We start from the raw sequence: 25,639 nt of genomic DNA, 5'->3' as shown, positions 1-25,639 counted from the left end.
CCGCACCAGAGCTCAGATTATGAGCAAGCTCGAGGAAGAACAGCTGACAGTGCTGGTGGAAGGCACCACAGGGGTGACCTGGTTCCTCGGTGTCGTCGAGGGAACCGTTCACGGGTCACCATTCGCGGCCAGGATGCGCTATACCCGTGCATGGGCACATGACGACTCTCGTGGATGGCGGGTCGTTGCCGCTCATGCTTCGACTGTCGAGTAACCAGCCCTAGGAACGTGGCCCGTATCGGAGCGACGTGTGCGCACCGCCTCGGGCGCCGGAGTTCAGAACGCGAACACGTACTTGCTGGCGTTCTTCTCCATGCAGCTGTTCGGGAAGGTGCGGCGATAAGACACCGCAGCACCGTTCCACACACCGTCGGCGGCAACAGTAACCGGCTTGTAAAGGAACTCACAGAACCGCATCGGTGCATCCCGCAATTGACCGAAGTCTCCACCTCCCGCAGCGAGTTCATCGCAGGCCGGACCCGGCTGCGGATGAGCGCCCAGCACGGTCGGCGAACAGACCAACAGCACCGTGCGTTGATTGGTGGCCGCATCCAGTGACTCGCCGTCACCCACAGTCAACGTCAGCGCCGACGGCCCCACTCCGACATCCGCGTGCGCCTGCACGACAGCTGCGGACACCACCGCAAGAGCCGCTACCGATGCTCCGATCATTCGAATACCAAAGGGCATGACCCGATACCTCCACAGTCGCCAGCTCCTGCCATGACAATCACCACGACCGCTGAACGACTCGCAGCCACCGCACTAGTCCGCGGCTGTCGCCCCGAGAATGCGGACCGCGGGGCCATCGACGCCGTATCGCGGACCAAGCAGTCGACCACGTCGGTAACCGACGAGTGAAGAACATTTTTGTTCGCTAACATCCGTGGCGGCCGAACAGATGTACCTACCGTCGAATTAGTTCGCCGATCGTTGTGCGATGCAACAAGATGCGGTGAGCACGAGGGAAGGATCGGATCATGAACCGGAATACCGCGAGTGCGGCACTGTTGGTGGCCTGTGCGTTCGTGGCGGCGACCGCCGGCTGCTCTGCGAATGGAAGCGGAACGCTGACGGTGACCCCCGGACCGGGGGCGCCGGCCACCGTGTCGAGCGCGGTTCCGACGGGCAACCCGTCGGATTCGGGTGCGACGCCGGGGCCGGGCAGCGCGCCTGTTTCGCCGGGTTCAGGCGGTTCGCCGGACGCCGGCGGCTCCCAGGCATCCGGCGCAGATGCCCCGGGTGCTGGCGGCGGATCGGCCGCACCCGCGGCATCGGCGCCGGCGGTGGCACCGATCGCCGAGTGCACGAACGGTCAGATCCGCGTCCGCGTCGAAAGTATGCCACCGAACAAGAACCACATCGGCAGTGCGCTGATCTTCGAAACCACCGGCGACACCTCGTGCTGGGTGATCGGCTTCCCGGGCGTCGACATGTGGGCTCCGAACAACAACTGGGTGCACGCCGAACGCTCTATGAAAGGCTTTCTCGGCGGCACCAACCCCGACTTCAGCTACTCGGCCCCGCAGCAGGTGACGATCAAACCCGGCCAGCCTGCCCGCGCCGTCGTCGAAGGAACCACCACAACCGACGCCGGCCTGCCCTGCCCGGTATCGCACACCCTCAATGTCACCCCACCCGATATGACCGCCACCCAACCGGTGGAAACCGGTAACATGTTCCCCTGCAACGTTCTCGTTCACCCCATCACCTCATAGATCGGGCGAGAGCCCGGAAATTCTTCGGGGTAGTTACGATTCGTGCCGAGCCCGATTCGGCAGGTCATTCACTGCTCGGTGGCCTGCTGCCGCTTAGTCGTCCTCCCGTACGGCGCCAATCTCTTTGGTTCAGACTCGGGGCTCGTGGCCTGCAGCTCTGCGTCGGCGGGATTGGGCACAGCGTTGGTAGTAGGCGTGCAGGCCAGCTTCTGCCAGTCACTCGTAATGGTCCTCGGTTTCGTCGGACACCTACCACCGGCGATGTTGAAGTAGCGTCCCGGTTCGACAGAGTTCGGGGAGAAAAGTGGTGGCGGGCGGGTTGAGGGGAGCTCGATTGCGCCCGGATCGCCCGACGGGTGGGCTGACCTACGCCGACCATCGCCCGTGAATTGGCGCGCAACGGAGGACCGGGCGGCTACCGGGCCGACATTGACGTGCCACTCGACGACGAGCCCGCCGGCGCATAGTGACTACACCACAGCGGCTTTCAGAGGTTTCTCCGTCGATCGATCGCAGCGATTCTTGTCGCTGTGTCGGAAGACGTTGACCGATTGTAGGGTTCATCCGCACGTCACAGGTGCAGGCATCGCTGCCCCCAGGGACCGGCGACGACGTCCATGGTCCAGTGCTTGCGCCAGCCGAACGGCAGGCTCTGTACTAGGAGTTCCGGTTCCCGCTCGCCGAGGCGGAACGCGAAGTGGCGCAGGATCTCTTGTGAATGCTCTGCAGGCGCGGGGATCTTCGCGAGGGTGGCGAACCCATTGATCACCACCTGCTCGGCGCCGGTAGCGCCGAGCACTTTTCGGATCGCCCGGGCAGCTCGGGTCACCTGTTTCGCGCCGTCGTGGGGTTCCACCGACGTCAGGAGATATAGGCAGTTCTTGAAGGAATGCCTCTGGCCGACCGACTCCAGATCTACGTCCACGGCGAGGTCGGTCGGCGATTCCATCGAATATTCGAACAACTGGCAGTGCAACGAAAAGATCAACATGGGTTTCGATTCACATTAGTCAGATGGCCATTGCAGCGATTGTGCGGCATCTAACACCCCACCCTCTTCCCGCCAGTGGGAAATGGCCTCCGCGAAACGTAGGGGTCCCGGACCGGCGAGCTCGACTTTTTGGAGAGATTGTGGATATTGTTCTCCGGCACTGGGTTACAGCCTCGGAAGCCGAGCGGTATCCAACCCTGCCCGGTCGATACGGCACCGCGCCGGTAGGAGTCTGCGTGGGCGTAGACGCTGTTCAATCCGACACGCGGATTGCTGGTGGAGTTCAAGCCGGAGCGATGCAGCAGTCGCGTATCGAACAGCAACGCCTCACCGGCTGTTGTTGATACCGTGGTGAATTCGCATGGCTGGGCCAGCGAATTTTGACAGCATCTATCGGTGAGTCTTGACCACACGCCGCGGTCGAGCTGTTCAAGGACATCCCTTTGCGAGAGGGAGCAACGTTGCAGACGCTCCCTTTGTGATGAGATCGATCAGCTGGGGTGCTGGGCCTTTCCAGGCATCATTGCCGAGGCGATCATCATGATCACCGCCACGATGGCCACGCCGATGAACACCCAGTGCACCGCCGAGGCCAGCGCGGCGGGAGCGGGACTTGCACTGTATCCGGTGCGAGCGTTCACGATCGCGCCGAAAACGGCCACACCCACCGCGCTGCCGATACTGCGGGCGAACACGTTCGTGGAAGTCACCACCCCACGCTCGGACCATTCGGTGCTGGTTTGGGCTGCAATCAGGGTGGGTGTGGCGATCAGGCCCAAACCTAGGCCGACAACGAAACAACCTGCCGCCAGCTGGGGCAGTGTCGCAGCGCTGTTCACCAGGATCAGTGACGCCGCGCCGAGCACGGCCAGCGAGCTGCCGATGAGTGCCGTCATGCGGAATCCTATGCGCAGGTACACCTTTCCGGCCTGTGACGCGGCCACCGGCCAGCCGAGTGTCACAGTCGCCGCCGTGAAGCCGGCGATGAGTGCGCCTTTCCCCAGTACACCTTGAACGAAGGTCGCGACGTATGTGGTGAGCCCAAGCAGCATGGCGCCGACCAGCAATGACACCAGGCTGCTAGCGACAACGACGCGGCGCGTGAAGATCCACGGTGGCAGAATCGGATTCGTCGCCCGCTGCTCGCATCTGCCGAAGGCCGCCAGCGTGATCGCCCCCGCTCCGAGGAGCGCGATGCTGGTCGATGAGATCCATGGCCAAGCTTGCCCGCCTTCGAGCAGCGCGAGGATCACCGAGCCGGTACCGGCGCCGAGCAGCACAGCACCGAGGTAGTCGATCCGCTGCTTCTGGCGGGGCACGCGTTCGGCGAAATGCTGCTGCATCATCCATGCGGCGATCCCCGCAAGCGGTAGATTGATCAGGAAAATCCACCGCCAGCTGACGTATTGCGAGAACACCCCACCCAACAGCGGACCCATCACCGAGGCGAAGGCCCACACGCCCGCGAGATAGCCTTGCACACGGGCGCGCTCGCGCAGGGTGTACGTGTCACCAGCAATGGTCATCGACATAGCGCTCACTGCACCCGCACCGATTCCCTGAACAGCACGAAAAACAATGAGTGCTGCCATGTCGGTCGCCACACCACACAGCAGTGATCCGAGCGCGAAGACCGCGATGCCGAACAGCATGACGGGCTTGCGGCCCAGCGAGTCGGCCAGGCTGCCGTAGATCGGCACCGTCACCGCCTGCGCCAGCAGGTAGATGCTGAACAACCAAGGGAACTGGGCAAATCCGCCCAGTTGTCTCGTGATCGTCAAAACCGACGTGGCAATGATGGTCGCATCCAAGGCCACCAGGACGTTCGACAGCACGATGGCGACCAGGATCGGGCGGCGTTGCGAGTTCAGACCGATCGACACCGTCTGTTCTATTCGATCAATCGAGCGCACGGTGCAGGAATCTCAGAGTGCGCTGCCAGGACAGGTCGGCCTGAACCCTGTCGTAGTTGCCCGCGTGGTTTACCTCGTTGGCGAAGGCATGGCCGGCGGGGTAGAAGTACAACTCCATAGTCGCGCCGGTATTTTCGTGCACGGCGACGGCCATGTGCCGGGCCTGATCGGGTGTCACCGCCTTGTCGTAGGTGCCGAAATGCCCCATAACGGCTGCTCGCAGCGTTGAGTAGTCGATGTCGTCGCCAGTATTCGCACCGTAGTAGGGAATGGCTGCGGCGATCTTGTCTCCGACTGCGGCGGCCAGCGCGACAACGAACCCACCGCCCATGCAGAAGCCAACCGCGCCGAGGGCGTCACCGGTCACGGCATCGTGGGAGAGCAGGTATTCGACAGAACTGGACAATTGCGCAACGCCGCGTTCGATCGGTAGTTCGCTCATCCACTTCTGTCCATCGGCGGCATCGTGGGTTACTTTGCCGCCGAACAGGTCCGGTGCCAACGCCACGAACCCTTCAGCGGCCAGCCGGTCGGCCACACCGGCGATCTGATCGGTGAGTCCCCACCATTCCTGGATCACGATCACTCCTGGGCCCCGCCCAGCATCCGGTACGGCCAGGTAGCCGTAGCCGTGACCGTTCGGCGTGAGGAACGTCGTGTTCTGCCGAAATTTAGCGTTGCTCATCGATTTGGAGCCCTCACTGCAGCGAATTGATATTGATTCATGGAGTTACGGCACGAGGACGAGTTTTCCTCTGACGTGGCGGCTTTCGCTCAGCTCGTGCGCCGTGGCCGCCTCGGTCAGCGGCAGGATGGTGTGCACGCTCGGGCGCAGTCGACCCTGGTCGGCAAGCTCTGCCAGTCGCGCGAGGTCTTTCGCATTGGGTTCGACATAGAACTCCACGAACCGCAGCCCGTTCGCGCCGGCCCGTTTCTTCACCGCTGTCCGGTCGATGCCGAGCCCGACGACATCGATAAGGAGGCCCCCGGGCACCAGCACATCCAGCGACCGAAGCCCGTAGTCATGGCTGATGGTGTCCAGCACGACATCGATGTCACGCAGGGTCGCAAAATCGGTTGTCGTGTAATCGATCAACTCGTCGGCACCGAGTTCGGCCAAGAACGGGTGATTGATCGCGCGTGCCGTGCCGACGACAGAGGCTCCGAGCGACTTGGCGATCTGCACGCACAGGTGACCGACGCCACCGGCAGCGCCGTGCACCAAAACACGCTGCCCGGCGCGGATGCCCGCCACCGTCGTCAACGCCTGCAACGCTGCCGAACCGGCGATCGGCAGGGCCGCGGCGTGAACGTGATCGAGGCTGTGCGGCTTGGCCGCCAGCGAGGTCGCGGGCACCAGGACGTACTCGGCATGGCTGCCGTGCGGCGGTGAGGCAGAGCCGAATACCTCGTCACCGGGACGGAACTCCCCCGCGTCGACGCCGACGTCGGCTACCACTCCACTGAACTCCAGGCCCAGGGTGAAAGGCGGAGGGCCGAACAGTTGAATTTGTCCGGCGCGCACCTGGCAGTCGAATGGATTGACCCCGGCGGCGCGGACCTGAACGAGAATTTCGCCGCGGCCGGGGTTGCGCTGGGGGACGTCAGCGACCGCGAGTACCTGCGGGCCACCGACGGATTGTTGCGTGATCGTTCGCATGAACCGATCCTGCGCACTCTGCGCACTATTGTATAGTAGGCACCTAATCGTAAGGTAGGTACCTGATGGATACTATGGTCAGTGGTCACGACGTCCCAGCCTTACCGGCGGTGAATTGCCCCAAACGGGCGGTCGTCGAGGTCTTGGCCAACAAATGGGCGCTATTGGTGCTCGGCACGCTCAACGAGAACACGGCACCTATGCGTTTCAACCAGCTCGGCCGCAGCATCGAGGGCATCACGCAGAAGATGCTCACCCAAACCCTGCGGACTCTCGAACGGGACGGTCTGGTTCGGCGTGAGGTCTACCCGACCAGACCGCTACGCGTCGAATACGACCTGACCCCACTCGGCACACAAATCGCGGAGCTCGTAGAGGTCATCAGCCAATGGGCGTTTACCCATATCAACGAGATCTACGCCGCACGAGAGGCTTTCGACATACAGGAGCGCACTCCGCCAATCGCTCGTTGAGAGGCCTCAGACCGGTGGTGTTCTTCCAGATCCTCGGCGCTACCGGCGCCGAGCGGGTGGTTATCAATGGGTTCGGCACCACAGCTTCCACCACCCGCACGAGTTCAACCGGTCAGGACTACCGCTCAAGGGAGATCACGGTGTCAGGTGCAATCAGGCCGACCAGCGCACCGACGACCTGTCGCAGCGTCGATTCGCCGACCACACCGATGCGTTCTTGCAGCCACGGCCGGTACATCGGCGTAATCCGATAGACGACCGCGGACAGGCCCGGCAATGGGTCGGTGTCGGAGAACGGAACCGCCAGCCCGGGCATTCTCGGGGCAAGTTCCACCGGGACCGCGAGCACAGTTGGCAGGATCGCGTTCGCGGCGGTTCGCGACAGGATCAGCACGCGATCGCTGCTGAGAGAAGACGGCTTCTCACGGCCGGAGATGGTGGGCAGGTAGTGCCAAACCTCCCCGTGTGCGGGTGTGGCGGCAGTTACCACTGGGCGCCATCGGCGCGGATCGCCTCGACCATGGCAACACGTTCGGCCTCCAGTTCGGCGAAGTGCTCGACGCTGTCGCGGCCCTGGGCGCGTTCGTAGTCGGCGGCGACGTGCGCCGAAGCGGTGAGGAGCTTGTCCCGCAACGCCTCTTCGGCGAACGCCGAGAAGGTGATGCCGAGCGCCGCGGCGACTGCTCTGGACTGCTCCAACACGGTGCCGTCCAAGCTAAGTGACGTATTAGCTTTCATAATACGAATCTTAGCAAGGATTGGGTTGCGCTTGAGGGCGAGACACATGGTCGCGGACGAATAGGCATGTGAACCTCCGATCGGCGGCGGAGATATCGGTGATGAGGTCCACACTCAGCTGGATCGTCCCGAATCATTGCGGCCCTCGCTGTTGTGCGTGGATCGATTTGACCAGGACATACTTGCCCTTGCCGACGCCGTTTATCCAGAACGGATCGCTGCGGTTCTCAACAGCTTCACACGCGCGGCATGGCCCAACCCCGTCGCTATTGGATGATGGGTTGGGCCGCGCGCGGACCGGGCGAGGGCGGGACCAGTGCGGAGGCCAGGCCTGTGGGCTTCGGGGAATTGGGATTTCGGGGCGGCGGATTGAGAAATAGCGGAGGTAGCGCCGGTGACGGGGTGGCGCCTCCGGTTGGCTTGGGCGGGCAGGGTTGCGTACCGCTGCAGGTGCCGACTGGCACCACCGGGTCGGCTTGGGCAACGGTAACCCAGCACGCGGAGATCACCAGTGCCACCGCGATCGAATAGAAATACTTTATCCGCATCGGTGTCACAGCCATATCGGGTCGCCGTATACCGCGATGGAGTTGTCGGCGTCAGCGGTCGAGGTGGAGACGATCGCGTACGAGCGCAGGCTCACCGGCCCCATGCAGGAGTCGATTTTGATCTGCACCTGATCAGCGGTGATCGAGCCGTGCGCGCCGCTGAGCTGCTTGGTCCCGAACGGCACGGTGGTGATCGTGCCCGGCTTGGGCGAGAAGGAGACGGTCGGGATCGCCAGTGCGCTCGCACCGGCGTTCACACCGCCCACCGAGATGCCGATGTTCGGTCCGATCGCCGCGGACAGCCCGACAGTCAGGCCGTTGGAAACATCGACCTGGCAACCGATCTGGTAACCCAATGTCATGTTGCCCGAGTCAACCGGCACCCGACCATGTCCGCTGATGTCGGCGACTGCCTCCAACCCGACGAATCCCTCACGGGTGAACGGTGAGGCGGCCAGGTTGGGAACACGGTCCAGATTCTCCGCGACCTTGGTGATTCGCACCTGCCAACCGTCGTCGGTGATGACCTCGCGCGACTTGTCCGCTACCGGATCCGCGGACGCGGTCCCGAACGTGCCGATAATGAGCGTCGCTGCCACCAAGCACGGCATCGCGACGATAGAGCGTCTCATTCGAACATGTCCTTATCGCTAGATTTGTTTCTCGCACTCAGCAGTTCAGCGCCGATTCGCACGCAATGTGTTCCTGCAGACCGACGCCGTGGTCGCCGAGTGCGAAGCCAACCTGAACCACCTGCGTACCCGGAAAGGCATAGCCGAGGCCCGCGCCCAGGGCCGGCTCGAGGACAAATAACCGAAACCGCCTCTCGCAGCGCGGATGGAGAACAATCCCCCGCCGCTACCGCGACCCGACGATGCCGGCCACTCCGCCATCGACCACTCGCCGAGCGGGTGCTGGACTTGTCCCGACCGGACGCGGACATACGTTGCCAATGCGGTCTTTTCCGCCGCAATGATCACTTCACCAACACAACGGTCGGCCTGTTGCAGGCCGTCTCATCCGTTGAGTGCGAGCGATTTATACAGCGGCACAAGCGGATCCGAGGTTGATGCCGGTGCCGACATCGACCGGCTGCCTGATCTGAGCCGTCGCGTTCGGCTGGACGGCATAGATGTAGGTGATCTTCGTCGAGGACGGTATCCACGTCGCCGTGGCGACACCACCGGAAGGCATGGTCTCAGCGAAACCGCTGGGGCCCTGACCTTCCTCGAAGAAGAAGACCGGCTGGGTATTATCGTCCACGTTCACGGTCACGGTGTAGGAGCAGGTCGTTCCGTAATGGTGAGTGCCCAGGGTGGCCCCCGGCGCGATCGCGATGCTGGTGACGGTCGCTGAGGCGGCCGGCGCGATCACTGCGGTCACGCTGGCGAGGACCCCCAGCGCGGCCGTGCCCGCAGCGATGCGAATCGCTTTGATCGAGTTGAGAGTTCGCGTCATTGTGCAAGAATCCCTCCGGTATGGATCCGGAACCTCTTGTCCCGGAAACTGGTTCGAAACTCGGCTTCTTTGCGACGGTCATTGGAGCCTCCGGCGGTCAGAGCCGGAAGATACGCCCGACCACACCTCACCCGGCGCTGAACCAGTTGGAGCCGACGCAAGCGGTGCCCGTCCGACAGGCCCTCGCGCGTTGTGTACTGATCCAGGATCTGCGGGTTGGCGGTGAAATCATATCCGACACAATCGATCTCGACTCGGTAGTGACCGTCAATTACATGGGAGGTATTCGAAGCTGCATGGCAAGTCGTTACAAAGTCGAGCCCGCCGCGAATCGGACAACTACATTTCACTGATACGGGATGCACCGACTTGTGCTGTTCACGCCTTGCACTGGGGAGGGTACTCCGTGCAGCTGACCTTCCACAGCTAATTTTTAAAACGATTCACTCTGAAGCTCCGACGGTTCGCTCCCCTGCCGAGAGATGATCGGGACGAGTGCGTACCGCGGTGAACACCCGGTTGACGTGTTGCTTTCTGACACCCACATAGGGAATACACCTGGGGCATGGCCCAATCCCGTAGCGGCGCGGACGAAGCCCGTGAGAGTCGTCGCGGCTGCGGCCCGGTTGCCGCGGCATGGACGCGATCGTTGCCCAGGGTCGCAAAACCGGTTAGTCTCTCAAAAATTGATACGTTTCACTCCTATCTGAGGACCGTATTCCCGAGCGAGGTTGCCATGGTCGACGGCTCCGTACACGAGTCAACAGGGCGGTCGAGTTATCGGCGCGCATCGAAAACCCGACTGCGACGGCTTCTGATAATCGCGACCTGCGCATTCGTCGCCTCCGCATCTTCCTCGGCTGCTGCTGCGCCGGCGGATTGGCGCGACTATGTCGAAGGCCCGGCCGACCCGGTGGTCGCCCCTGTACGGGTGGTAGCCGCATCGGGGGATGTCGTCAACGCTGATGGGTTGATCGATAGCAGTGCGGGACCGGCCACGTTGACGATGACAGTCGGTGGGCCGGCACCTGTGGTGTTGCTCGACTACGGCAGGGAGGTCGGGGGTGTCCCGCAGTTCGACGTCATCGCGGCGACGGGTGCGCCGGTGTTGCACGCTGCCTACAGCGAGTCGGCGACGTATGCGACGGCGGCCGGTGACGGCGCGAGCATGTTCCCGCATTCGGGTGTCGATCCCAGGCGGGTCGACGATTATCTCGTCACCGGTGCGGGACCGATCGACAACCGGCTCGTCCAGGGCGGCCAGCGATACCAGTACCTCACGCTGACCACACCCGGCAGCATCACGTTGCGGAACACGAACATCCGGTTCACCGCCTATCGGGCAACACCTGAGCAGTACCAGGGCTGGTTCCTGTCGAGCGACGATCAGCTCAACAAGATCTGGTACTCCGGCGCGTACACCGCCCAACTCGGCATGGTCCCGACCGACGCCCCGGACGGCGGACCTCAACCGGTCATCCTCGACGGCGGCAAACGCGATCGCATGGTGTGGATCGGAGACCTACTGCAAACGATCCCCACTATCCTCGACTCGCTCGGCACGAACGGGCAGCCCTACGTCAAAGGCTCGCTGGCCGCGTTCTCCGCCGGCCAGTACCCGCTGGTCGGGATGATTCCCGGCTTCGGTGCGCCGAACGGGCCGCTCCTGCCGTACTCGGCGTCCTACTCGATCTATTACGTCCTCGATCTCGCCGCCTACTACCTACGCAGCGGCGACACAGCCTTCGTTCGCGACCAATACTCTGCCGTCGCACGCGAACTGGCATTCAACCGGGCGATGATCAACCCCGCCACCGGCTTGCTCGTCGTCCCGCCGCTGCTCGGAGCGGACTGGGACGTCTACGACCTCGTCAAAACCGGAGCGGTCACCGAAGTCAACACGCTCTACTTCAAGGCGTTGCTCGACGGGGCCGATCTCGCGGACGCCGCTGGCCATGCCGATGATGCGAGCGCCTACCGAACCCAAGCAGCGCAACTGCGCGAGGCCATCAACGCCCAACTGTTCAACCCGGCGACCGGGGCATACGACATCTCCGACACCACACGCGGCCCGATCGCTCAGGACGCCAACGCCATCGCCGTTCTGTTCGGCGTCGCACCGCCCGACCACGCCAGCACCGCACTGGCGGCGCTACGAACGACGTTGTGGACTCCGCACGGTACAAGCCCGTTCTCTCCGGACGCTCGCTTCGATGCGAGGATCAGCCCGTTCATCGGCGGCTATGAAGTGCAAGCCCGCCTGGCCGCAGGCGACACCGACGCGGCGCTCACGCTGATGCGCACCGAATGGGGGCAGATGGTCGCTCCCGGACCGCAATACACCGGCACGAACTGGGAGAGCCTCAACCCGGACGGAACCGTCGCCGACGGCACGATCAGCCTCGCTCATGGCTGGTCTACCGGACCCACCCCCGCGCTGACCGAATACGTCCTCGGCATCGCGCCTGCCTCGCCCGGATACCAGACCTGGACTCTCACCCCGCACCCTGGTGACCTGACCTGGGCGCGCGGGCAGGTGCCGACACCCCACGGCCCGATCACAGTGTCGTGGACCCGCGACGGCGACCAGCTCACCATTGCCGTCACCGCACCCGACGACACCACCGGCACCATCCGAATCCCCGGCACGACAAGGGATTTGAACAACGTGCACACCGGCACCTACACGATTGCTTGCTGAGGCCTGTTTCCTAAGTCGGAACACCGGATGGAACTTAATGAACATGCCCTAACCGGATCGGGGCTTGCCGAGTTGCGAGAGGCCCATGCTGGAGGTGCGCACCACCAGTTCCGGGGGGAGCACGACATGACGGTGCTGGTGAGGTTCGGCATCGTCACCGCTCTCTTCGAGCAGCAGTTCGGCGGCCATAGAACCCATGGTGAGGGCGGGTTGGCGAACCGAGGTTAGCGGCACCGCGGCGGCGGCGGCGAATTCGATGTCGTCGTACCCGACGATGGCCATCTCTGCGGGAACCTCGACTCCGGCGGCGAACATGGTCTGCAGCACTCCCAGGGCGAGGAGATCGTTGGCGCAAAACACCGAGGTGGGGCGGGGCGAGAGCCCGAGGAGCCGAGCGCCCGCGTCGCGCCCCGCGGCGACGTCGAGTCGGTCGGCGGCGCACTCGACCAACGAATCCGGTGCCAGCCCGGCCTCGGCCAGCGCCAGCAACGCGCCGGTGTGCCGGTCGCGGATCTGTTGCAGGTCGGGACCTGCGCCGACGAATGCGATCCGGCGATGACCTGCCGACAACAGGTGCCGCACCGCCATGGCTCCGCCGGACACATTGTCCACCGACACCGAACACAGCGTGCTGTCGTCCGCCGCGACACGATCCACCAGGACGTAGGGAATATTGTTGCGGCGCAGCACATCCAGATTCCGGCCGGTGGAGTCCGCAGGGGTCAATAGGACACCACGCACTCGCTGCTCGGCGAACAGGGAAAGGTAGTCCGCCTCTGCGTCCAGGCTTTGTCCGCTGTTGCAGACCATGACGCCCGCACCGGCCGCGCGTGCGGTCTCCTCGGCACCTTTGGCGACGTTGACGAAGAACGGGTTTCCCATATCCAGAACCAACATGCCGATGATCCGGCTGCGTCCGGCACGCAGTTGACGGGCGAACTCGCTGCGCACGTAGCCGAGACGTTCGATCTCTGCCTGCACCCGGCTCCTCGTCTCGTCGGAGACGCTGCCGGGTCGGTTGATCACGTTGGAGACAGTGCCCACGGACACGCCTGCCGCCGCCGCCACATCCTTGATTCCTGCGGTTCGCTGCATTGTACCGATTCAATCTCCTCTATCCGGAAACCGGGAGCCTCCCGCACAGACATCCGCGCCCCAACCCATATTAGAACCAATTATCCCAGTTCGATCCCACCGAGACCCGTGACGTGGCCAGAACCGACAACTGTCAGGTTCGCGAATGAACCGTTTCACTTCCGTGGCTGAGGTGCCAGCAAGTTCGCGGGCTATGCTGCCGGATGGAGCCACCGATCAACTCCAATATCGTCCAGGAAGACGATGACCGGTTGGGCAGTGCAGTTCCCCATGCGCCGTGTCGAGCAGCTGGTTTAAAGATCCGCGGTACCCGGCACACCGTCCTGCGACCGGATGTGTTCCACGAGAACTTCAGCGACAACGCCCCTGACACAAGGTGTTTCGCTTCCCACGCGGGCTTGGCGTCGGCCTGCGGCAGCACATGTAACGCTCTCCGGCTACCTCGATATCCAATAGCGAGTTCGGCCGAGCTCGGATCGGTGGCAGACCTGCAGCGATCGCATCCAGCGCACACTTTTCAGCCGTTGACTTAGTCACATCACCGCCTTAAAGTGATGACACTCACGTATTGAAACGTTTCATTCACTGGAGGTGTCAATGCCAGACACCCGTAAACCTGTCGGCTTCCCCTCATGGATGCGACTGGCCAGGTGGTCGAACTACTCGCCGTACCTGCGTCCCGAGAACGGACCGGTTGTCGGACATCCGAGTCCGACAATTTCGAGCAGGCGGTCGCAGTGATGGCCTCGACCGAGCTGAACGCCCGCCGGCATACCTCGATGCGGCACCCGACCCAGTACTTCCACGACCCCCAATTCTCTACTGCGCTAACGCTCGCTCTTGATCGATGAGGAAAACCAATGAAGGTAGGCGCACGATCCACCACCGGGTGGAAAGCGACGATCTCGGTCGCCATGTCCAACTACATCGAGGCCGGTTCGATCATCGCCATCGCGACCAGCCTGACCTTCTGGCAGGGTGACTTCGGAATCAGCGACTTTGCCGTCGGGCTGCTGGCGGCGTTGAGCGCCAACGCATTCGGCGCCGCGGTCGGAGCCGGGATCGGCGGTCCACTGTGTGATCGCTTCGGCCGCAAAGCGATTTACACCTACGACCTGCTCGTCTACATGGCCGGTGTCCTGCTGGCCGCTTTCGCGGTCAGCTTCCCGATGCTGCTGGCCGCGTTCGTGATCACCGGCCTGGCGGTCGGCGCGGGCATTCCCGCGTCGTGGACCTACATCGCCGAACAGGCCCCGACGACCGAACGGGCCCGCCACGTCGGTACCGCCCAATTGGCCTGGTCGATCGGCCCGCTGATCGGATTCGCCTTGGCCGCAGTGCTCGCACCCTTGGGGTTGGCCGGCTCACGGCTGATCTTCCTGCACCTGTTCCTCGTGGCGACGGTGGTGTGGTGGATCCGCCAAGGGCTCGAAGAATCCCAGATCTGGAAAGACGAATCAGTCACCACAGCGGCCACTTCCAGCGGGGGCTCGGGCTTGAGAGGTCTGTTCTCGCGGCGGATCAACATCACCGCTTTGCTGGTGCTGATGGGCATCTACGGCTTCTGGAACACCGTCGCCGGGCAGGCGGGCATCTTCATGCCACGCGTGTACGACAGCGCCGGCGTGCACAGCGCCGTTCAGCAGGATCTGCTGCAGGTACTGGTATGGATGTGCACGGTTATCGTCACCTACTTCGGATTCATGGCGTACGCGGACCGCATCTCCCAACGTCTGCTGTACGTGATCGGTGCCGCGCTCGGTGTCTTGGCGTGGGGTGTGCTGGTGTCCTTCACCGACGCCGGAATGCCGACCCTGCTGGTATTCGCGGTGCTATGGGGAGTGTCCAGCGGGATCGGCGCCCAAGCCTTCTACAGCCTGTGGACCAGCGAGCTGTTCGCCACCTCCTATCGCGCCAGCGCCCAGGGATTCATGTTCCTGGTGGTGCGCTCGGCGACAGGGCTGCTCAGCTACTTCTTCCCCACCATGCTCGCCGCGACCGGCCTGACCGCAATCGGGTCGCTGCTGGTCGGGCTGTTGACCGTCGCCCTGATCATCGGTGCGGTGTTCGCGCCACGAACACAAGGAAAGACGTTGCAGGAGATCGAAATCGAACGCTACGGCCACCTCCTGTCCCCGGACGAAGACACGGTCGTACCCGACGAGCAACTGGGAGTGCACCGATGAGCGACCTCGACACGGTGATGAACAACCTCAGGATCGAATTGCCCTCGTGGGCCTTCGGTAACTCCGGCACCAGATTCAAGGTGTTCGGCACGCCCGGCACCCCACGCACCATCGAGGAGAAGATCGCCGACGCGGCGACCGTGCACCGCCTGACCGGACTGGCACCGACTGTGGCACTGCACATTCCATGGGACACGGTCGCTGACTACCGCACCCTTCGCGCGTACGCGCGGGACCTCGGAGTCGAGTTGGGCACCATCAACTCCAACACCTTCCAGGACGAGGACTATAAATTCGGCAGCCTCACCCATCTGGACAAGAAGGTGCGTCAGAAGGCGATCGACCACCACCTCGCCTGTATCGAGGTGATGAATGAAACCGGCTCCTCGGATCTGAAGATCTGGCTCGCCGATGGCACAAATTATCCTGGCCAGGGCGATATTCGGGGCCGTCAGGACCGGCTCGCGGAGTCGCTGGCGAGCATCTATCAGCACGTCGGTCAGGCTCAGCGGCTGGTGCTGGAATACAAGTTCTTCGAGCCTGCCACCTATATGACCGATGTCCCGGACTGGGGCACCTCCTACGCGCACACCAGCGTGCTGGGCGAGCGCGCGATGGTGTGCCTGGACACCGGCCATCACGCACCGGGCACCAATATCGAGTTCATCGTCGCGCAGTTGCTGCGGCTGCGGAAACTCGGCTCGTTCGACTTCAATTCGCGCTTCTACGCCGACGACGACCTCATCGTCGGGGCCGCTGATCCGTTCCAGCTGTTCCGGATCCTGTTCGAAGTGTTCCGCGGCGGCGGACTCGACGCCGACTCGGGGGTGGCTTTGATGCTGGATCAATGCCACAACGTCGAAGCGAAGATCCCCGGCCAGATCCGCTCGGTCCTGAACGTGCAGGAGATGACCGCCCGCGCCGCACTGGTCGATATCGACGCACTCACCCACGCGCAGGACGCCGGTGACGTCCTGGGGGCCAACACCGTGTTCATGGACGCCTTCTACACCGACGTACGCCCACGGCTGGCCCAGTGGCGAACCGAGCACAACCTGCCCGAAGACCCGATGGGCGCGTTCACGCAATCGGGATACCAGCAGCAGATCGAAACCCAACGTACCGAAGGCCACCAATCGGGTTGGGGCGCTTGAGAACCTGATCCCCCGCACCCGACCGCTACGTGAAACGAGGAAGGAACCCCTCATGCCGCACCCCACGATCAGTGAATTGATCGCCCGTTCGAACCGACTCGGAGCCAACCCCGAGAACACCAACTACGCGGGCGGCAACACCTCCGCCAAGGGGACCGACATCGACCCGGTCACCGGCGCCGTGGTGGACCTGATGTGGGTCAAGGGTTCCGGCGGGGACCTGGGCACCCTGAACGAGCAGGGTCTGGCGGTGCTGCGCCTGGATCGCCTGCGTGCGCTGACACAGGTGTATCCGGGACTGGAGCGCGAAGACGAGATGGTCGCTGCCCTGGACTACACCCTGCACGGGCGCGGCGGTGCTGCGCCGTCGATCGACACCGCGATGCACGCCCTGGTGGAGGCCGCCCATGTGGATCATCTACACCCCGATTCCGGGATCGCGCTGGCCACCGCCGTCGACGGCGAAGAACTGACCCGCAAGATCTTCGGTGATCGGGTGAAGTGGATTCCGTGGCGCCGCCCAGGTTTTCAGCTCGGCCTCGATATCGCGGCGATCCACCGGCGGAACCCGCAGGCGATCGGCACCATTCTCGGCGGCCACGGGATCACCGCGTGGGGCGAGACCTCCGACGAAGCCGAGGCCCATTCCCTCGAGATCATCGGCACCATCGAGCGATTCATCCAAAGAAACGGCCGCACAGCACCTTTCGGAACCCCGATACCAGGCTACGAGCCCCTGCCTGTCGAACAGCGCCGGGCCAAGGCAACCGCGCTGGCACCGTTCCTGCGAGGCCTGGCCTCCACCGACAACACACAGGTCGGGCACTTCACCGACAGCGACGCGGTGCTGGAATTCCTGTCCTACAGCGAACATCCGCGGTTGGCGGCGCTGGGCACCAGTTGCCCGGACCATTTTCTGCGCACCAAGGTCAAACCCCTGGTGCTGGATCTGCCCGCGGACGCTGGCATCGAACAATGCCAGGCCAGGCTCACCGAGCTGCACAAGTCCTACCGCTCGCACTACACGTCCTACTACCAGCGCCACGCCACTACTTCCTCACCCGCGATGCGCGGCGCGGACCCGGCGATCGTGCTGATCCCGGGTGTGGGCATGTTCAGCTACGGCAAGGACAAGCAGACCGCCCGAGTGGCGGGCGAGTTCTACTCGAACGCGATCAACGTGATGCGCGGCGCGCAGGCTATCTCCCGGTATGCCCCGATCGAGGAGTCCGAGAAATTTCGGATCGAGTACTGGCTGCTCGAGGAAGCGAAGCTGGCCCGCATGCCCGCCCCCAAACCCCTGACCACCCGCATCGCGCTGGTTACCGGCGCGGCCTCGGGCATCGGGAAAGCTATCGCGCAACGCCTGGCCGCTGAAGGCGCGTGTGTAGTCCTCGCAGATCTGGACGGCGACAAGGCCACCGCGGTGGCCGCTGAGATCGGATCCGCCGATGTCGCGATCGGGATGCGTGCCGACGTCACCGACGAAACACAGGTTCAGGCCGCGGTAGATGCGTGTGTGCTCGCGTTCGGCGGTATCGACCTCGTGGTCAACAATGCCGGTCTGTCCTTGTCGAAATCGCTGCTGGACACGACCGCCGCGGACTGGGATCTGCAGCACAAGGTGATGGCGCGCGGCTCGTTCCTGGTGTCCAAGGCCGTGGCGAGAGCGTTGATCGCTCAGCGTCTCGGCGGTGACATCCTCTATATCTCCTCGAAGAACTCTGTGGTGGCCGGCCCCAACAACATCGCCTATTCCGCCACGAAAGCCGATCAGGCACACCAGGTTCGGTTGCTCGCCGCCGAACTCGGCGAGCACGGCATCAAGGTCAACGGCATCAATCCCGACGGTGTCGTACGCGGATCGGGGATCTTCGCCGGAGGCTGGGGCGCGCAACGCGCTGCGGTCTACGGAGTCGAGGAAGCTGACCTGGGAAACTTCTACGCGCAGCGCACCCTGCTCAAACGCGAAGTACTGCCCGAACACATCGCCAACGCCGCCTTCGCGCTGTGCAGCGCCGACTTCTCCCACACCACCGGCCTGCACGTGCCCGTGGACGCGGGCGTGGCCGCGGCGTTCCTGCGATGAGCCCGGCGCGTACCGGACAGGTCGCGGCCGTGGACCTCGGGGCGACCAGCGGACGCGTCATGCTCGGCACCGTCGGTTCCGGCCACCTCGATATCCGGCAGGTCGCGCGGTTCGCCAACGACCCGGTCCAACTCTGGAACGGACGCCGGGCAGCACTGCACTGGGATATCACGCGCCTGTACACACAGGTAGGCGCCGGGCTGGCCGACGCCGCGCGCCAAGCCCCCGACCTGCTCGGTGTCGGGATCGATTCCTGGGCGGTGGATTACGGGCTGCTGCGCGGTGGCCGGCTCCTGGGGCTCCCCTACCACTACCGCGACACCCGTACCGGTGCCGGTGTCGCCGCGGTCCACGCGGCGATCGAGCCGTCGGAACTGTACGCGCGCAACGGGTTACAGTTCTTGCCGTTCACCACCCTTTACCAGTTGATGGCCGAACAGCTCGAGGAGAGCATCGACCTCGCCGAGCACGCCCTGCTGATCCCGGACCTGATCGGCTACTGGCTCACCGGCACAGTCGCGACCGAACGCACCAACGCCTCCACCACCGGATTGCTGGAACCGACTGGGAACTGGGACACCGCGCTGCACGCTCGACTCGGACTGCGCCCGGACTTGTTCCCCGACCTCGTGGATCCGGGCACCTCCATGGGTCCGGTACTACCGGCGGTGGCCGCGTCCTGGGGGCTGGACCGTTCGTTGCAACTCACCACGGTCGCCTCCCACGACACGGCCTCCGCGGTCGCGGCGGTGCCGATGGCCCCGGAGTCGGCGGCCTACATTTCTTGCGGCACATGGGGACTCGTCGGCGTAGAGCTGATCGACCCGGTGATCAACGCGGCGAGCTGGGCGGCGAACTTCACCAACGAAGCCGGTGCCGACGGTCGAATCCGGTTCCTGCACAACGTGATGGGGCTGTGGCTGCTGAGCGAATCGGTCCGCCGATGGCAGCGCTGCGACGTCGGTGTCAGTCTGCCCCGACTGCTCGGGCACGCCGCCGCCCGACCGGCCCCCGTGGCGGTCTTCGATGTCGGGGATCCTCGATTCCTGACACCCGGAGACATCCCCGCCCGCATCGTGAACTGGTATACCGAACACGACCTACCGGCCCCGGACAGCCGTGCGGATATGGTGCGCGCGATCGTGGAAAGTCTCGCCGCCGCCTTCGCGTCCGGGGTGCATGCCGCCGCGATGCTGTCGGGAACCGATGTGCAGGCCGTGCACATGGTCGGCGGTGGTGCGCGGAACCGGCTGCTGTGCCAGCTGACCGCCGACCACACGGGCCTGCCGGTGATCGCAGGTCCGGTGGAAGCGACCGCGATCGGAAACATACTGATCCAAGCGCGAGCCCATGGGCTGCTGGCCGGTGATCTGGAGGCGTTGCGGGCAGTCGTGGCAAGCGCCTTCGCTCCCCGCGGCTACACCCCGCGACGCGACATTTCGAGCAGGAAGGCCGGCTGATGAAACGGCAACTCCCCAAACCCCGCGACCTCGCCCCGCTGATGCAATTCAAGAAACCGCAACTCAACGCCAAGAAACGGCGCCTCGAGAGCGCACTGACCATCGAGGACCTGCGGGCGATCGCCAAACGTCGCACCCCCAAAGCCGCGTTCGACTACACCGACGGCTCAGCCGAGGCAGAATTGTCGATCACCCGCGCCCGGCAAGCGTTCCTCGATATCGAATTCCATCCCGCGATCCTGCGTGACGTATCCAAGGTCCGCACCGGCTGGCAGGTGCTGGGCGCCCCGGTCTCGCTACCGTTCGGCATCGCACCGACCGGCTTCACCCGCATGATGCACGCCGAGGGCGAATACGCCGGTGCCCGGGCGGCCGCACGGGCCGGGATCCCGTTCTCCCTCTCCACCATGGGAACCGCGTCCATCGAGGACGTCGCGGCAGCGAACCCTCACGGCCGCAACTGGTTTCAGCTCTATATGTGGAAGGACCGAGACCGGTCGATGGCACTGGTGGAGCGGGCGGCCACAGCCGGATACGACACACTGCTGGTCACCGTGGACGTGCCCGTCGCCGGCGCGCGCCTGCGGGACAAGCGCAACGGTATGTCGATCCCACCGGCACTGACACCGGCGACCGTGCTGGACGCGCTCGCGCGCCCGCGATGGTGGTTCGACTTCCTCACCACCGAACCGCTGGCTTTCGCATCACTGGATCGCTGGTCGGGCACGGTCGCCGAGTTGCTGGACACCATGTTCGACCCGACGGTGAACTTCGCAGACCTCGCGTGGATCCGCGAACAGTGGCCGGGCAAGCTGGTCGTCAAGGGTGTGCAAACGCTCGCTGACGCACGCGCGGTGGTCGATGCCGGGGCGGACGGCATCGTGCTGTCCAACCATGGTGGGCGGCAACTGGATCGGGCACCGATCCCGTTCCACCTACTGCCCTCGGTCGCCGCGGAACTGGGCCGAGGCACCGAGATCATGCTCGATACCGGCATCATGTCCGGCGCCGATATCGTGGCCTCGATCGCCCTGGGCGCGCGCTTCACCCTCGTCGGACGCGCCTACCTGTACGGGCTGATGGCCGGCGGTGAAGCCGGAGTGGACCGCGCGATCGCGATCTTGTCCGAACAAATCGAACGCACCATGCGCCTACTCGGAGTCACCGGTCTGGACGAGCTGACACCACAACACCTCACCCAGCTGACCAGACTTGCTCCCCGACCCCTCCACGGACAGGGTCGAAGCTGAGTCCACTCGACAGCCCGGAAGATTGACGACGAGCTGCCGCTCGATTGCCGAGCGATCATCCGGATCGTCGCAGAGTGCGATGTCGGCATTGTTCACCAGAACATCGAGAGAACCGACAGCGCTTGCGGCACTGCGGATTCGGTCGCCGTTGGCGATATCCAGACTAGGGGTGTCACTCGCGCACGGCGAACGTGCCGAACACATCTCTGAACCAAACGTGTTTGCCTACAAAGGACGGGGCGACAGAGCGCGTTCACGGCTGCGGTGATCAGCGAGGGCACGAGCGGCGATGGCCTCGGCCTCGTGGTCAACGGGTTCAGCTATCCACGGCGTGAGGGTTCGTGCCATCAACTCCACGAATCTTGTGCCCATCGGTGTCAGCGAATCGGCGGTGAGCAATTGTTCTACACCAGCGGCGGTCAGAGTACGCGACCGCGCGAACTGCTGCTCCGCTTCCGCGTTCTCGCTACCGGTGGTCAGGGACCGGTAGGTGCGCCAGAAGTCGCAGACCCCCAGGTAGGCATAAGTACTCTGCAGCAGTCCTTCGATCGGGCGCGGATGCACGAAGCATGGTGGTGCATATCGTGGTTGGGTGTCGGAAAGATCGAATAGCTCGAACATGTCGAGCATCGCGCCCAACTTCACGTGCTGAAATTCGTGGATGAGCAACAGCCCCAACGGCGCTGGCGCGAGGTGGTGCGATGCGAGACCGACCGCGCCGAAGGCCAGCCGAGCCGAGGCGCTGCGATCATTGGTGCCGTTGGACCGCAAGGGTGTCACCGCCCTCAGACCCGCCCGCAACCCTGGCCCGTACCCGGGCAGGTGGAGATCGATGAACTCGATCGCCCCGACGAACGCGCTCCGCCAGGCCCACACCTGATCCCTGCTCACACGATCGGTCGGATGGATCCCGGTGTTCGTGTAGGGGCGAGTCCGGTAGGGGTCGGTATCCTCGAGTGTGACCGTCAGCCCCGTTGCGGTCATTCGACGTAGCGGCTGCACAAGGTCGAGGTCCTCGGGCGAACCGGTATCAATTTGCACCCGGTCGTCAGTGCCGACTCGCAGCATGCCGAAGGTGGGCAGCGGTGCCACGCCGGAGCGAACCGGTACCGGGACCCGCAGATCCACCCCCGCGTGCACTGCCGCGCCGGCAACGACCGCTTCCAAATGGTAGACATCCGCGGTCGGAAACGCGCCCGTGTACAGATCGTTCAGCAGACCAACTGCCCATACCCGGGTGTAAGGGTGGGCCAGCACGGTCCCGACTGCGTCGGGTGTGGTCTCATCCAGAGCGGTGAGCAGTTCCCATGCCGCGGCGAAACGTCGATCGTATTGTGGTCCGAACTGGCCGACGGCGGCCAATAGCTCGCGCTGGATCGACGATTGGGCCACGACGAGCCGCTGCACAGCCTGTGTGCTGCCGAAACCGCTTGCCAATTCGGCAAATTCGTTCGCGGTCAGGCTGTGCGCGCCCTCAGTCGGGGTCATCGTTGACCCGCTGCCACGCGTGCTTCCCACACGGCGCGATGCTTTTCCGCAGCGCACCGTGCCGCCGCTTCGATATCTGGCGGGATGTATTCGGTCAGCCAAGGCTCGACCGTGTCGCCCATCGCCCGCACAAACCGTTCGCCCAAGGGTGTCAGCGATCCGCTATCGAGCACCCGCCTGATCGCCTCGGCGGTCATAATGCGCCAGCGGGCGAATTGCCTTTCAGCCTCCTCGCGTTCGTCGCCGGTGCGCACCGTCCGCAGCGCGCGCCACACATCGGTGACACCGATGTGTGCATAGCTGCCCTGCAGAAGTCCCTCGAGGGGGCGCGGGTCCGGCCGCCACGGCGCGTACAGCCGCTCCTGGGTATCGGAAAGGTCGAACAGTTCGAACAGGTCGAGGGTCGCGCCCATTTTCACATGCTGAAATTCGTGCACCAGCGACATCGCGGTCAACGCCGGATCCGTCCGCATTCCCACACCCACCGCGCCGAACGCCAGCCGGACCGAGGCGCTGCGGCCGTGCCCGTCGGCCACCATCGGCATCACAGTGCGCAGTCCCGCCCGCATACCGGATGCGTAGACGGGCAGATGCTCGTCGATGAAGTCGATCGCCGCGCCGAAGATGCGCTGCCATTCCTCCGCCGCGGCGTCAGTGAGCCTGTCGCTCACGAATTCGTGGCCGAAGCGGTAGGGATCGGTGTCCTCGAGGGTGACCGTCAGCCCAGTCGCAGTCATTCGGCGCAGTGGCTGCACCAGATCGATGTCCTCGGGTGAACCGGTATCTATCCACACCCGGTCCTGGGTGTCGGCTCGCAGAGCTCCGAAAGTAGGCAGTGGCGCCACCCCGCCACGAACCGGGACCGGCAATACGGAGCGTTTGCCCGCGCGCAGTGCGACAGCGGCCGCTACCGCTTCCATGTGACGAGTATCGGCTGCCACGGCCTCGCCTCGGCCGATGTCCTCGAGCAGCCCGCCCGCCCACACCCGTGTGTAAGGATGCGCCAATACTTGTTCGACCGCTTCGGGGGCCGTCGCATCCAGTGATACCAGCAGATCCCATGCCGCGGTGAAATGCTCGTCATGCTGCGGCCCGAATCGTCCCACCGCGGCCAGCAGTTCACGGCGAATCGAGATTTGAGCTTGGACGAGCCAATCCACGGTGGAGGCGTCGCCGAAACCCGCAGCAAGTTGGGCGAATTGATCCGCGGACAGGGTGTGGGCGGATTCGGTGGCGGGTAGGGCGGACTGCGCGCCACCCCGGCCCGCCGCGGTTTCGCTGTCCATGATGTGTTCGACCATCTCTTTGAGATCCGCGCAGAACACGGAGGGGTTGTCGAAACCGTGATCAGGGTGGTAGCGATCGGGGTAGAAGCCTCCGCCGCATGCCTGTACTACCGGGCACGACCGGCAGACGGCACTCACACCGTCAGCGCCGATCTGGCGAACGGTGATGGCGGGAAATACCGCCGCCTCGTCGAGACTGTTGCGCCACACATCCATTCCGGTAGCCGCCGCCCCCGGATAGGCGGTCTTCAGGGAGTCGACCTGCTCGAGAGTTCCCTCGGTCTCGATGACCAGCAGATCGACGGGATCGAGTCCGAAAGACTCTGCACTGCTGGGTCGCCCGTACATCGCGGCCAGGAGAGAATCGAATGTTCGAATCGGCACCGGTCGCCCGTCGGAGTTCCACGCGTCGAAGACGGCGGTGAACCAATCGGAGTATTCACCATCACCGAGACTCGGATGTCGCAGATCGCGCGGACGGCGCAGACCAGGGGGCTGCGTTTGCCAATTGGAGTGCGGCATAAGCAGATCCATCTGCGGCGGCTCTTGGGCGAGCAGCCCGCGATACACCTGCACCGGATCGTTGCCGATATCCACGACGCACAGCAGACCAGCCCAGAGCGGTCGATGCCGAGGTTCACGGAGCAGGGCCAGACCGGCAAGGACCCGATCGTAACTGCTGCGACCGTCACGGTATCGGCGGTGCCGGTCATTTGCCGCACGATCGCCGTCGATCGATACACCCACTCGCACATCGTATTCGGCGAACAGTTCGAGATAACTCTCGGTGAGCAGAGCGCCGTTGGTGTGAATCGCAAACCGCACCTTGGTGTTCCGGGAAATGGCGTCACGCAGCAACCCGAGAGTCTCCCGCATGCGGTCGACCCCCAGCAGCAACGGCTCACCGCCGTGCAGAACCACGACAACGTCCGAAAGATCGTGTGCGGCAGCATGCTCCGCTATTCGGAAACCGACCTGAGCCGTTGTTTCCCGGGACATCTCCACTGGGCGACCGCGCCAGGACTGGTCTGCATGTTCGTACACGTAGCAGTAGTCGCACGCCAGGTTGCACCGACTGTGCACCTTGAGGACGAATTGCCGAAAGGGAATGATTGCGTGGTTCATGGGACAGCCGGTGCCACTTGGATTTATGTCGCTATGTCACAGAGCTGAACGAGACCTTGGTCGCCGAGGAATTGGCGAGGCTCGCCAGCAAGCCCGGCAGGCTCTGTGATGGAATCTGCCCCAGGGGGGCCTGTCGACGATCGAGCACGGTGGAAACCAAGTCGAGTCCAGCGGGTGTGGGCATTGCCTTCTCCATTCGGATGCGTACGCCACGAATCTTTTGAGAGGCCAGCGATTAGCCTCGACGACGCGAACCAAGTATCGCGGGAAGTGTTTCGGCGCACGAACTCTCGGCCTTCCCAGTTG

At 64.1% G+C, this 25,639-nt stretch carries 21 protein-coding genes and 1 pseudogene; 10 read left to right on the top strand and 12 right to left on the bottom strand.

Translation table 11 applies throughout. The features are described 5' to 3' along the window. A partial coding sequence (locus JWN03_RS21650) for a DUF4440 domain-containing protein (protein ID WP_366914460.1) occupies window positions 1-214 on the top strand: 214 nt, incomplete at its 5' end. A gap of 62 nt (window positions 215-276) precedes the next feature. Here the strand turns inward: JWN03_RS21650 and JWN03_RS21645 are convergent. Further along, on the bottom strand, window positions 277-672 hold the full coding sequence (locus JWN03_RS21645) for a subtilase-type protease inhibitor (RefSeq protein ID WP_297617926.1): 396 nt from the start codon (window positions 670-672) through the stop codon (window positions 277-279). Between the two features lie 308 nt (window positions 673-980). On the opposite strand from JWN03_RS21645, the gene JWN03_RS21640 reads away from it, so the two are divergent. Next, window positions 981-1,718, top strand: coding sequence for a DUF4232 domain-containing protein (locus JWN03_RS21640; protein WP_297617924.1), 738 nt, complete (start codon window positions 981-983; stop codon window positions 1,716-1,718). Between the two features lie 571 nt (window positions 1,719-2,289). On the opposite strand, the gene JWN03_RS21635 is transcribed toward JWN03_RS21640, so the two are convergent. The 3 genes from JWN03_RS21635 to JWN03_RS21625 all read right to left on the bottom strand — a co-directional run bounded on the left by JWN03_RS21635 (window position 2,290) and on the right by JWN03_RS21625 (window position 5,307). After that, on the bottom strand, window positions 2,290-2,709 hold the full coding sequence (locus tag JWN03_RS21635; protein ID WP_297617922.1) for a threonyl-tRNA synthetase editing domain-containing protein: 420 nt from the start codon (window positions 2,707-2,709) through the stop codon (window positions 2,290-2,292). A 491-nt stretch (window positions 2,710-3,200) separates the two neighbouring features. Next, a complete protein-coding gene (locus JWN03_RS21630; protein ID WP_297617919.1) occupies window positions 3,201-4,592 on the bottom strand; it encodes an MFS transporter in 1,392 nt (463 codons plus the stop codon). A gap of 16 nt (window positions 4,593-4,608) precedes the next feature. Beyond that, a complete protein-coding gene (locus tag JWN03_RS21625; RefSeq protein WP_297617917.1) occupies window positions 4,609-5,307 on the bottom strand; it encodes a dienelactone hydrolase family protein in 699 nt (232 codons plus the stop codon). Between JWN03_RS21625 and JWN03_RS45545 the strand changes: the two are divergent. Continuing rightward, window positions 5,267-5,401 (top strand): annotated as a pseudogene (locus JWN03_RS45545) (hypothetical protein); the annotation flags it as partial. The gene JWN03_RS21625 and the pseudogene JWN03_RS45545 sit on opposite strands and share 41 nt — an antisense overlap. Here the strand turns inward: JWN03_RS45545 and JWN03_RS21620 are convergent. Continuing rightward, entirely contained in the window at window positions 5,353-6,282 is a 930-nt protein-coding gene (locus JWN03_RS21620) for an NADP-dependent oxidoreductase (protein ID WP_297617914.1), read from the bottom strand. The pseudogene JWN03_RS45545 and the gene JWN03_RS21620 sit on opposite strands and share 49 nt — an antisense overlap. A 65-nt stretch (window positions 6,283-6,347) precedes the next feature. On the opposite strand from JWN03_RS21620, the gene JWN03_RS21615 reads away from it, so the two are divergent. Continuing rightward, entirely contained in the window at window positions 6,348-6,755 is a 408-nt protein-coding gene (locus JWN03_RS21615) for a winged helix-turn-helix transcriptional regulator (RefSeq protein WP_297617911.1), read from the top strand. Between the two features lie 118 nt (window positions 6,756-6,873). On the opposite strand, the gene JWN03_RS21610 is transcribed toward JWN03_RS21615, so the two are convergent. The 4 genes from JWN03_RS21610 to JWN03_RS21595 form a co-directional block, all read right to left on the bottom strand. Next, window positions 6,874-7,245, bottom strand: a complete 372-nt coding sequence (locus JWN03_RS21610; RefSeq protein ID WP_297617908.1) for a hypothetical protein — start codon at window positions 7,243-7,245, stop codon at window positions 6,874-6,876. After that, on the bottom strand, window positions 7,239-7,493 hold the full coding sequence (locus tag JWN03_RS21605; RefSeq protein WP_297617905.1) for a hypothetical protein: 255 nt from the start codon (window positions 7,491-7,493) through the stop codon (window positions 7,239-7,241). The genes JWN03_RS21610 and JWN03_RS21605 overlap by 7 nt, the downstream gene beginning before the upstream one ends. Window positions 7,494-8,046: 553 nt before the next feature. Then, window positions 8,047-8,673, bottom strand: coding sequence for an MspA family porin (locus JWN03_RS21600; RefSeq protein ID WP_297617901.1), 627 nt, complete (start codon window positions 8,671-8,673; stop codon window positions 8,047-8,049). 406 nt (window positions 8,674-9,079) lie between these two features. Continuing rightward, on the bottom strand, window positions 9,080-9,499 hold the full coding sequence (locus tag JWN03_RS21595; RefSeq protein ID WP_297617898.1) for a hypothetical protein: 420 nt from the start codon (window positions 9,497-9,499) through the stop codon (window positions 9,080-9,082). Between the two features lie 970 nt (window positions 9,500-10,469). Between JWN03_RS21595 and JWN03_RS21590 the strand changes: the two genes are divergently transcribed. Then, a complete protein-coding gene (locus JWN03_RS21590; RefSeq protein ID WP_297617895.1) occupies window positions 10,470-12,200 on the top strand; it encodes an alpha-L-rhamnosidase C-terminal domain-containing protein in 1,731 nt (576 codons plus the stop codon). 48 nt (window positions 12,201-12,248) lie between these two features. Here the strand turns inward: JWN03_RS21590 and JWN03_RS21585 are convergent, their stop codons facing one another. Continuing rightward, window positions 12,249-13,295, bottom strand: coding sequence for a LacI family DNA-binding transcriptional regulator (locus JWN03_RS21585; RefSeq protein WP_297617892.1), 1,047 nt, complete (start codon window positions 13,293-13,295; stop codon window positions 12,249-12,251). Window positions 13,296-14,155: 860 nt separating this feature from the next. Here JWN03_RS21585 and JWN03_RS21580 point away from each other — a divergent pair. From JWN03_RS21580 to JWN03_RS21560, 5 genes are read left to right on the top strand one after another with little or no spacing between them, the layout of a single operon-like run. Continuing rightward, entirely contained in the window at window positions 14,156-15,481 is a 1,326-nt protein-coding gene (locus JWN03_RS21580; protein WP_297617889.1) for an MFS transporter, read from the top strand. Next, window positions 15,478-16,635 (top strand): L-rhamnose isomerase, encoded by a 1,158-nt coding sequence (gene rhaI, locus JWN03_RS21575; protein WP_297617886.1) that lies wholly within the window; start codon window positions 15,478-15,480, stop codon window positions 16,633-16,635. The genes JWN03_RS21580 and rhaI overlap by 4 nt, the downstream gene beginning before the upstream one ends. Before the next feature lie 52 nt (window positions 16,636-16,687). Further along, complete coding sequence (locus tag JWN03_RS21570) at window positions 16,688-18,724, top strand: bifunctional aldolase/short-chain dehydrogenase (RefSeq protein ID WP_297617881.1); 2,037 nt, start codon at window positions 16,688-16,690, stop codon at window positions 18,722-18,724. Then, a complete protein-coding gene (locus JWN03_RS21565) occupies window positions 18,721-20,184 on the top strand; it encodes a rhamnulokinase (protein WP_297617878.1) in 1,464 nt (487 codons plus the stop codon). Before JWN03_RS21570 ends, JWN03_RS21565 begins: the two co-directional genes overlap by 4 nt. Beyond that, the gene (locus JWN03_RS21560; RefSeq protein ID WP_297617875.1) at window positions 20,184-21,434 is read left to right on the top strand and encodes an alpha-hydroxy acid oxidase; all 1,251 of its coding nucleotides are present in this window, start codon (window positions 20,184-20,186) and stop codon (window positions 21,432-21,434) included. Before JWN03_RS21565 ends, JWN03_RS21560 begins: the two co-directional genes overlap by 1 nt. Window positions 21,435-21,659: 225 nt before the next feature. Here JWN03_RS21560 and JWN03_RS21555 read toward each other — a convergent pair whose 3' ends face one another. Next, window positions 21,660-22,922 carry an aKG-HExxH-type peptide beta-hydroxylase gene (locus JWN03_RS21555; RefSeq protein WP_297617872.1) on the bottom strand — a complete coding sequence of 421 codons (1,263 nt, stop codon included), beginning with the start codon at window positions 22,920-22,922 and terminating at the stop codon, window positions 21,660-21,662. Next, on the bottom strand, window positions 22,919-25,333 hold the full coding sequence (locus JWN03_RS21550; RefSeq protein ID WP_297617869.1) for an FxsB family cyclophane-forming radical SAM/SPASM peptide maturase: 2,415 nt from the start codon (window positions 25,331-25,333) through the stop codon (window positions 22,919-22,921). The genes JWN03_RS21555 and JWN03_RS21550 overlap by 4 nt, the downstream gene beginning before the upstream one ends. Between the last annotated feature and the right edge of the window lie 306 nt (window positions 25,334-25,639).

It is taken from the genome of Nocardia sp. (assembly GCF_025465275.1).
Classification (GTDB): domain Bacteria; phylum Actinomycetota; class Actinomycetes; order Mycobacteriales; family Mycobacteriaceae; genus Nocardia.
This window is presented reverse-complemented; position numbering and strand designations above follow the sequence as displayed.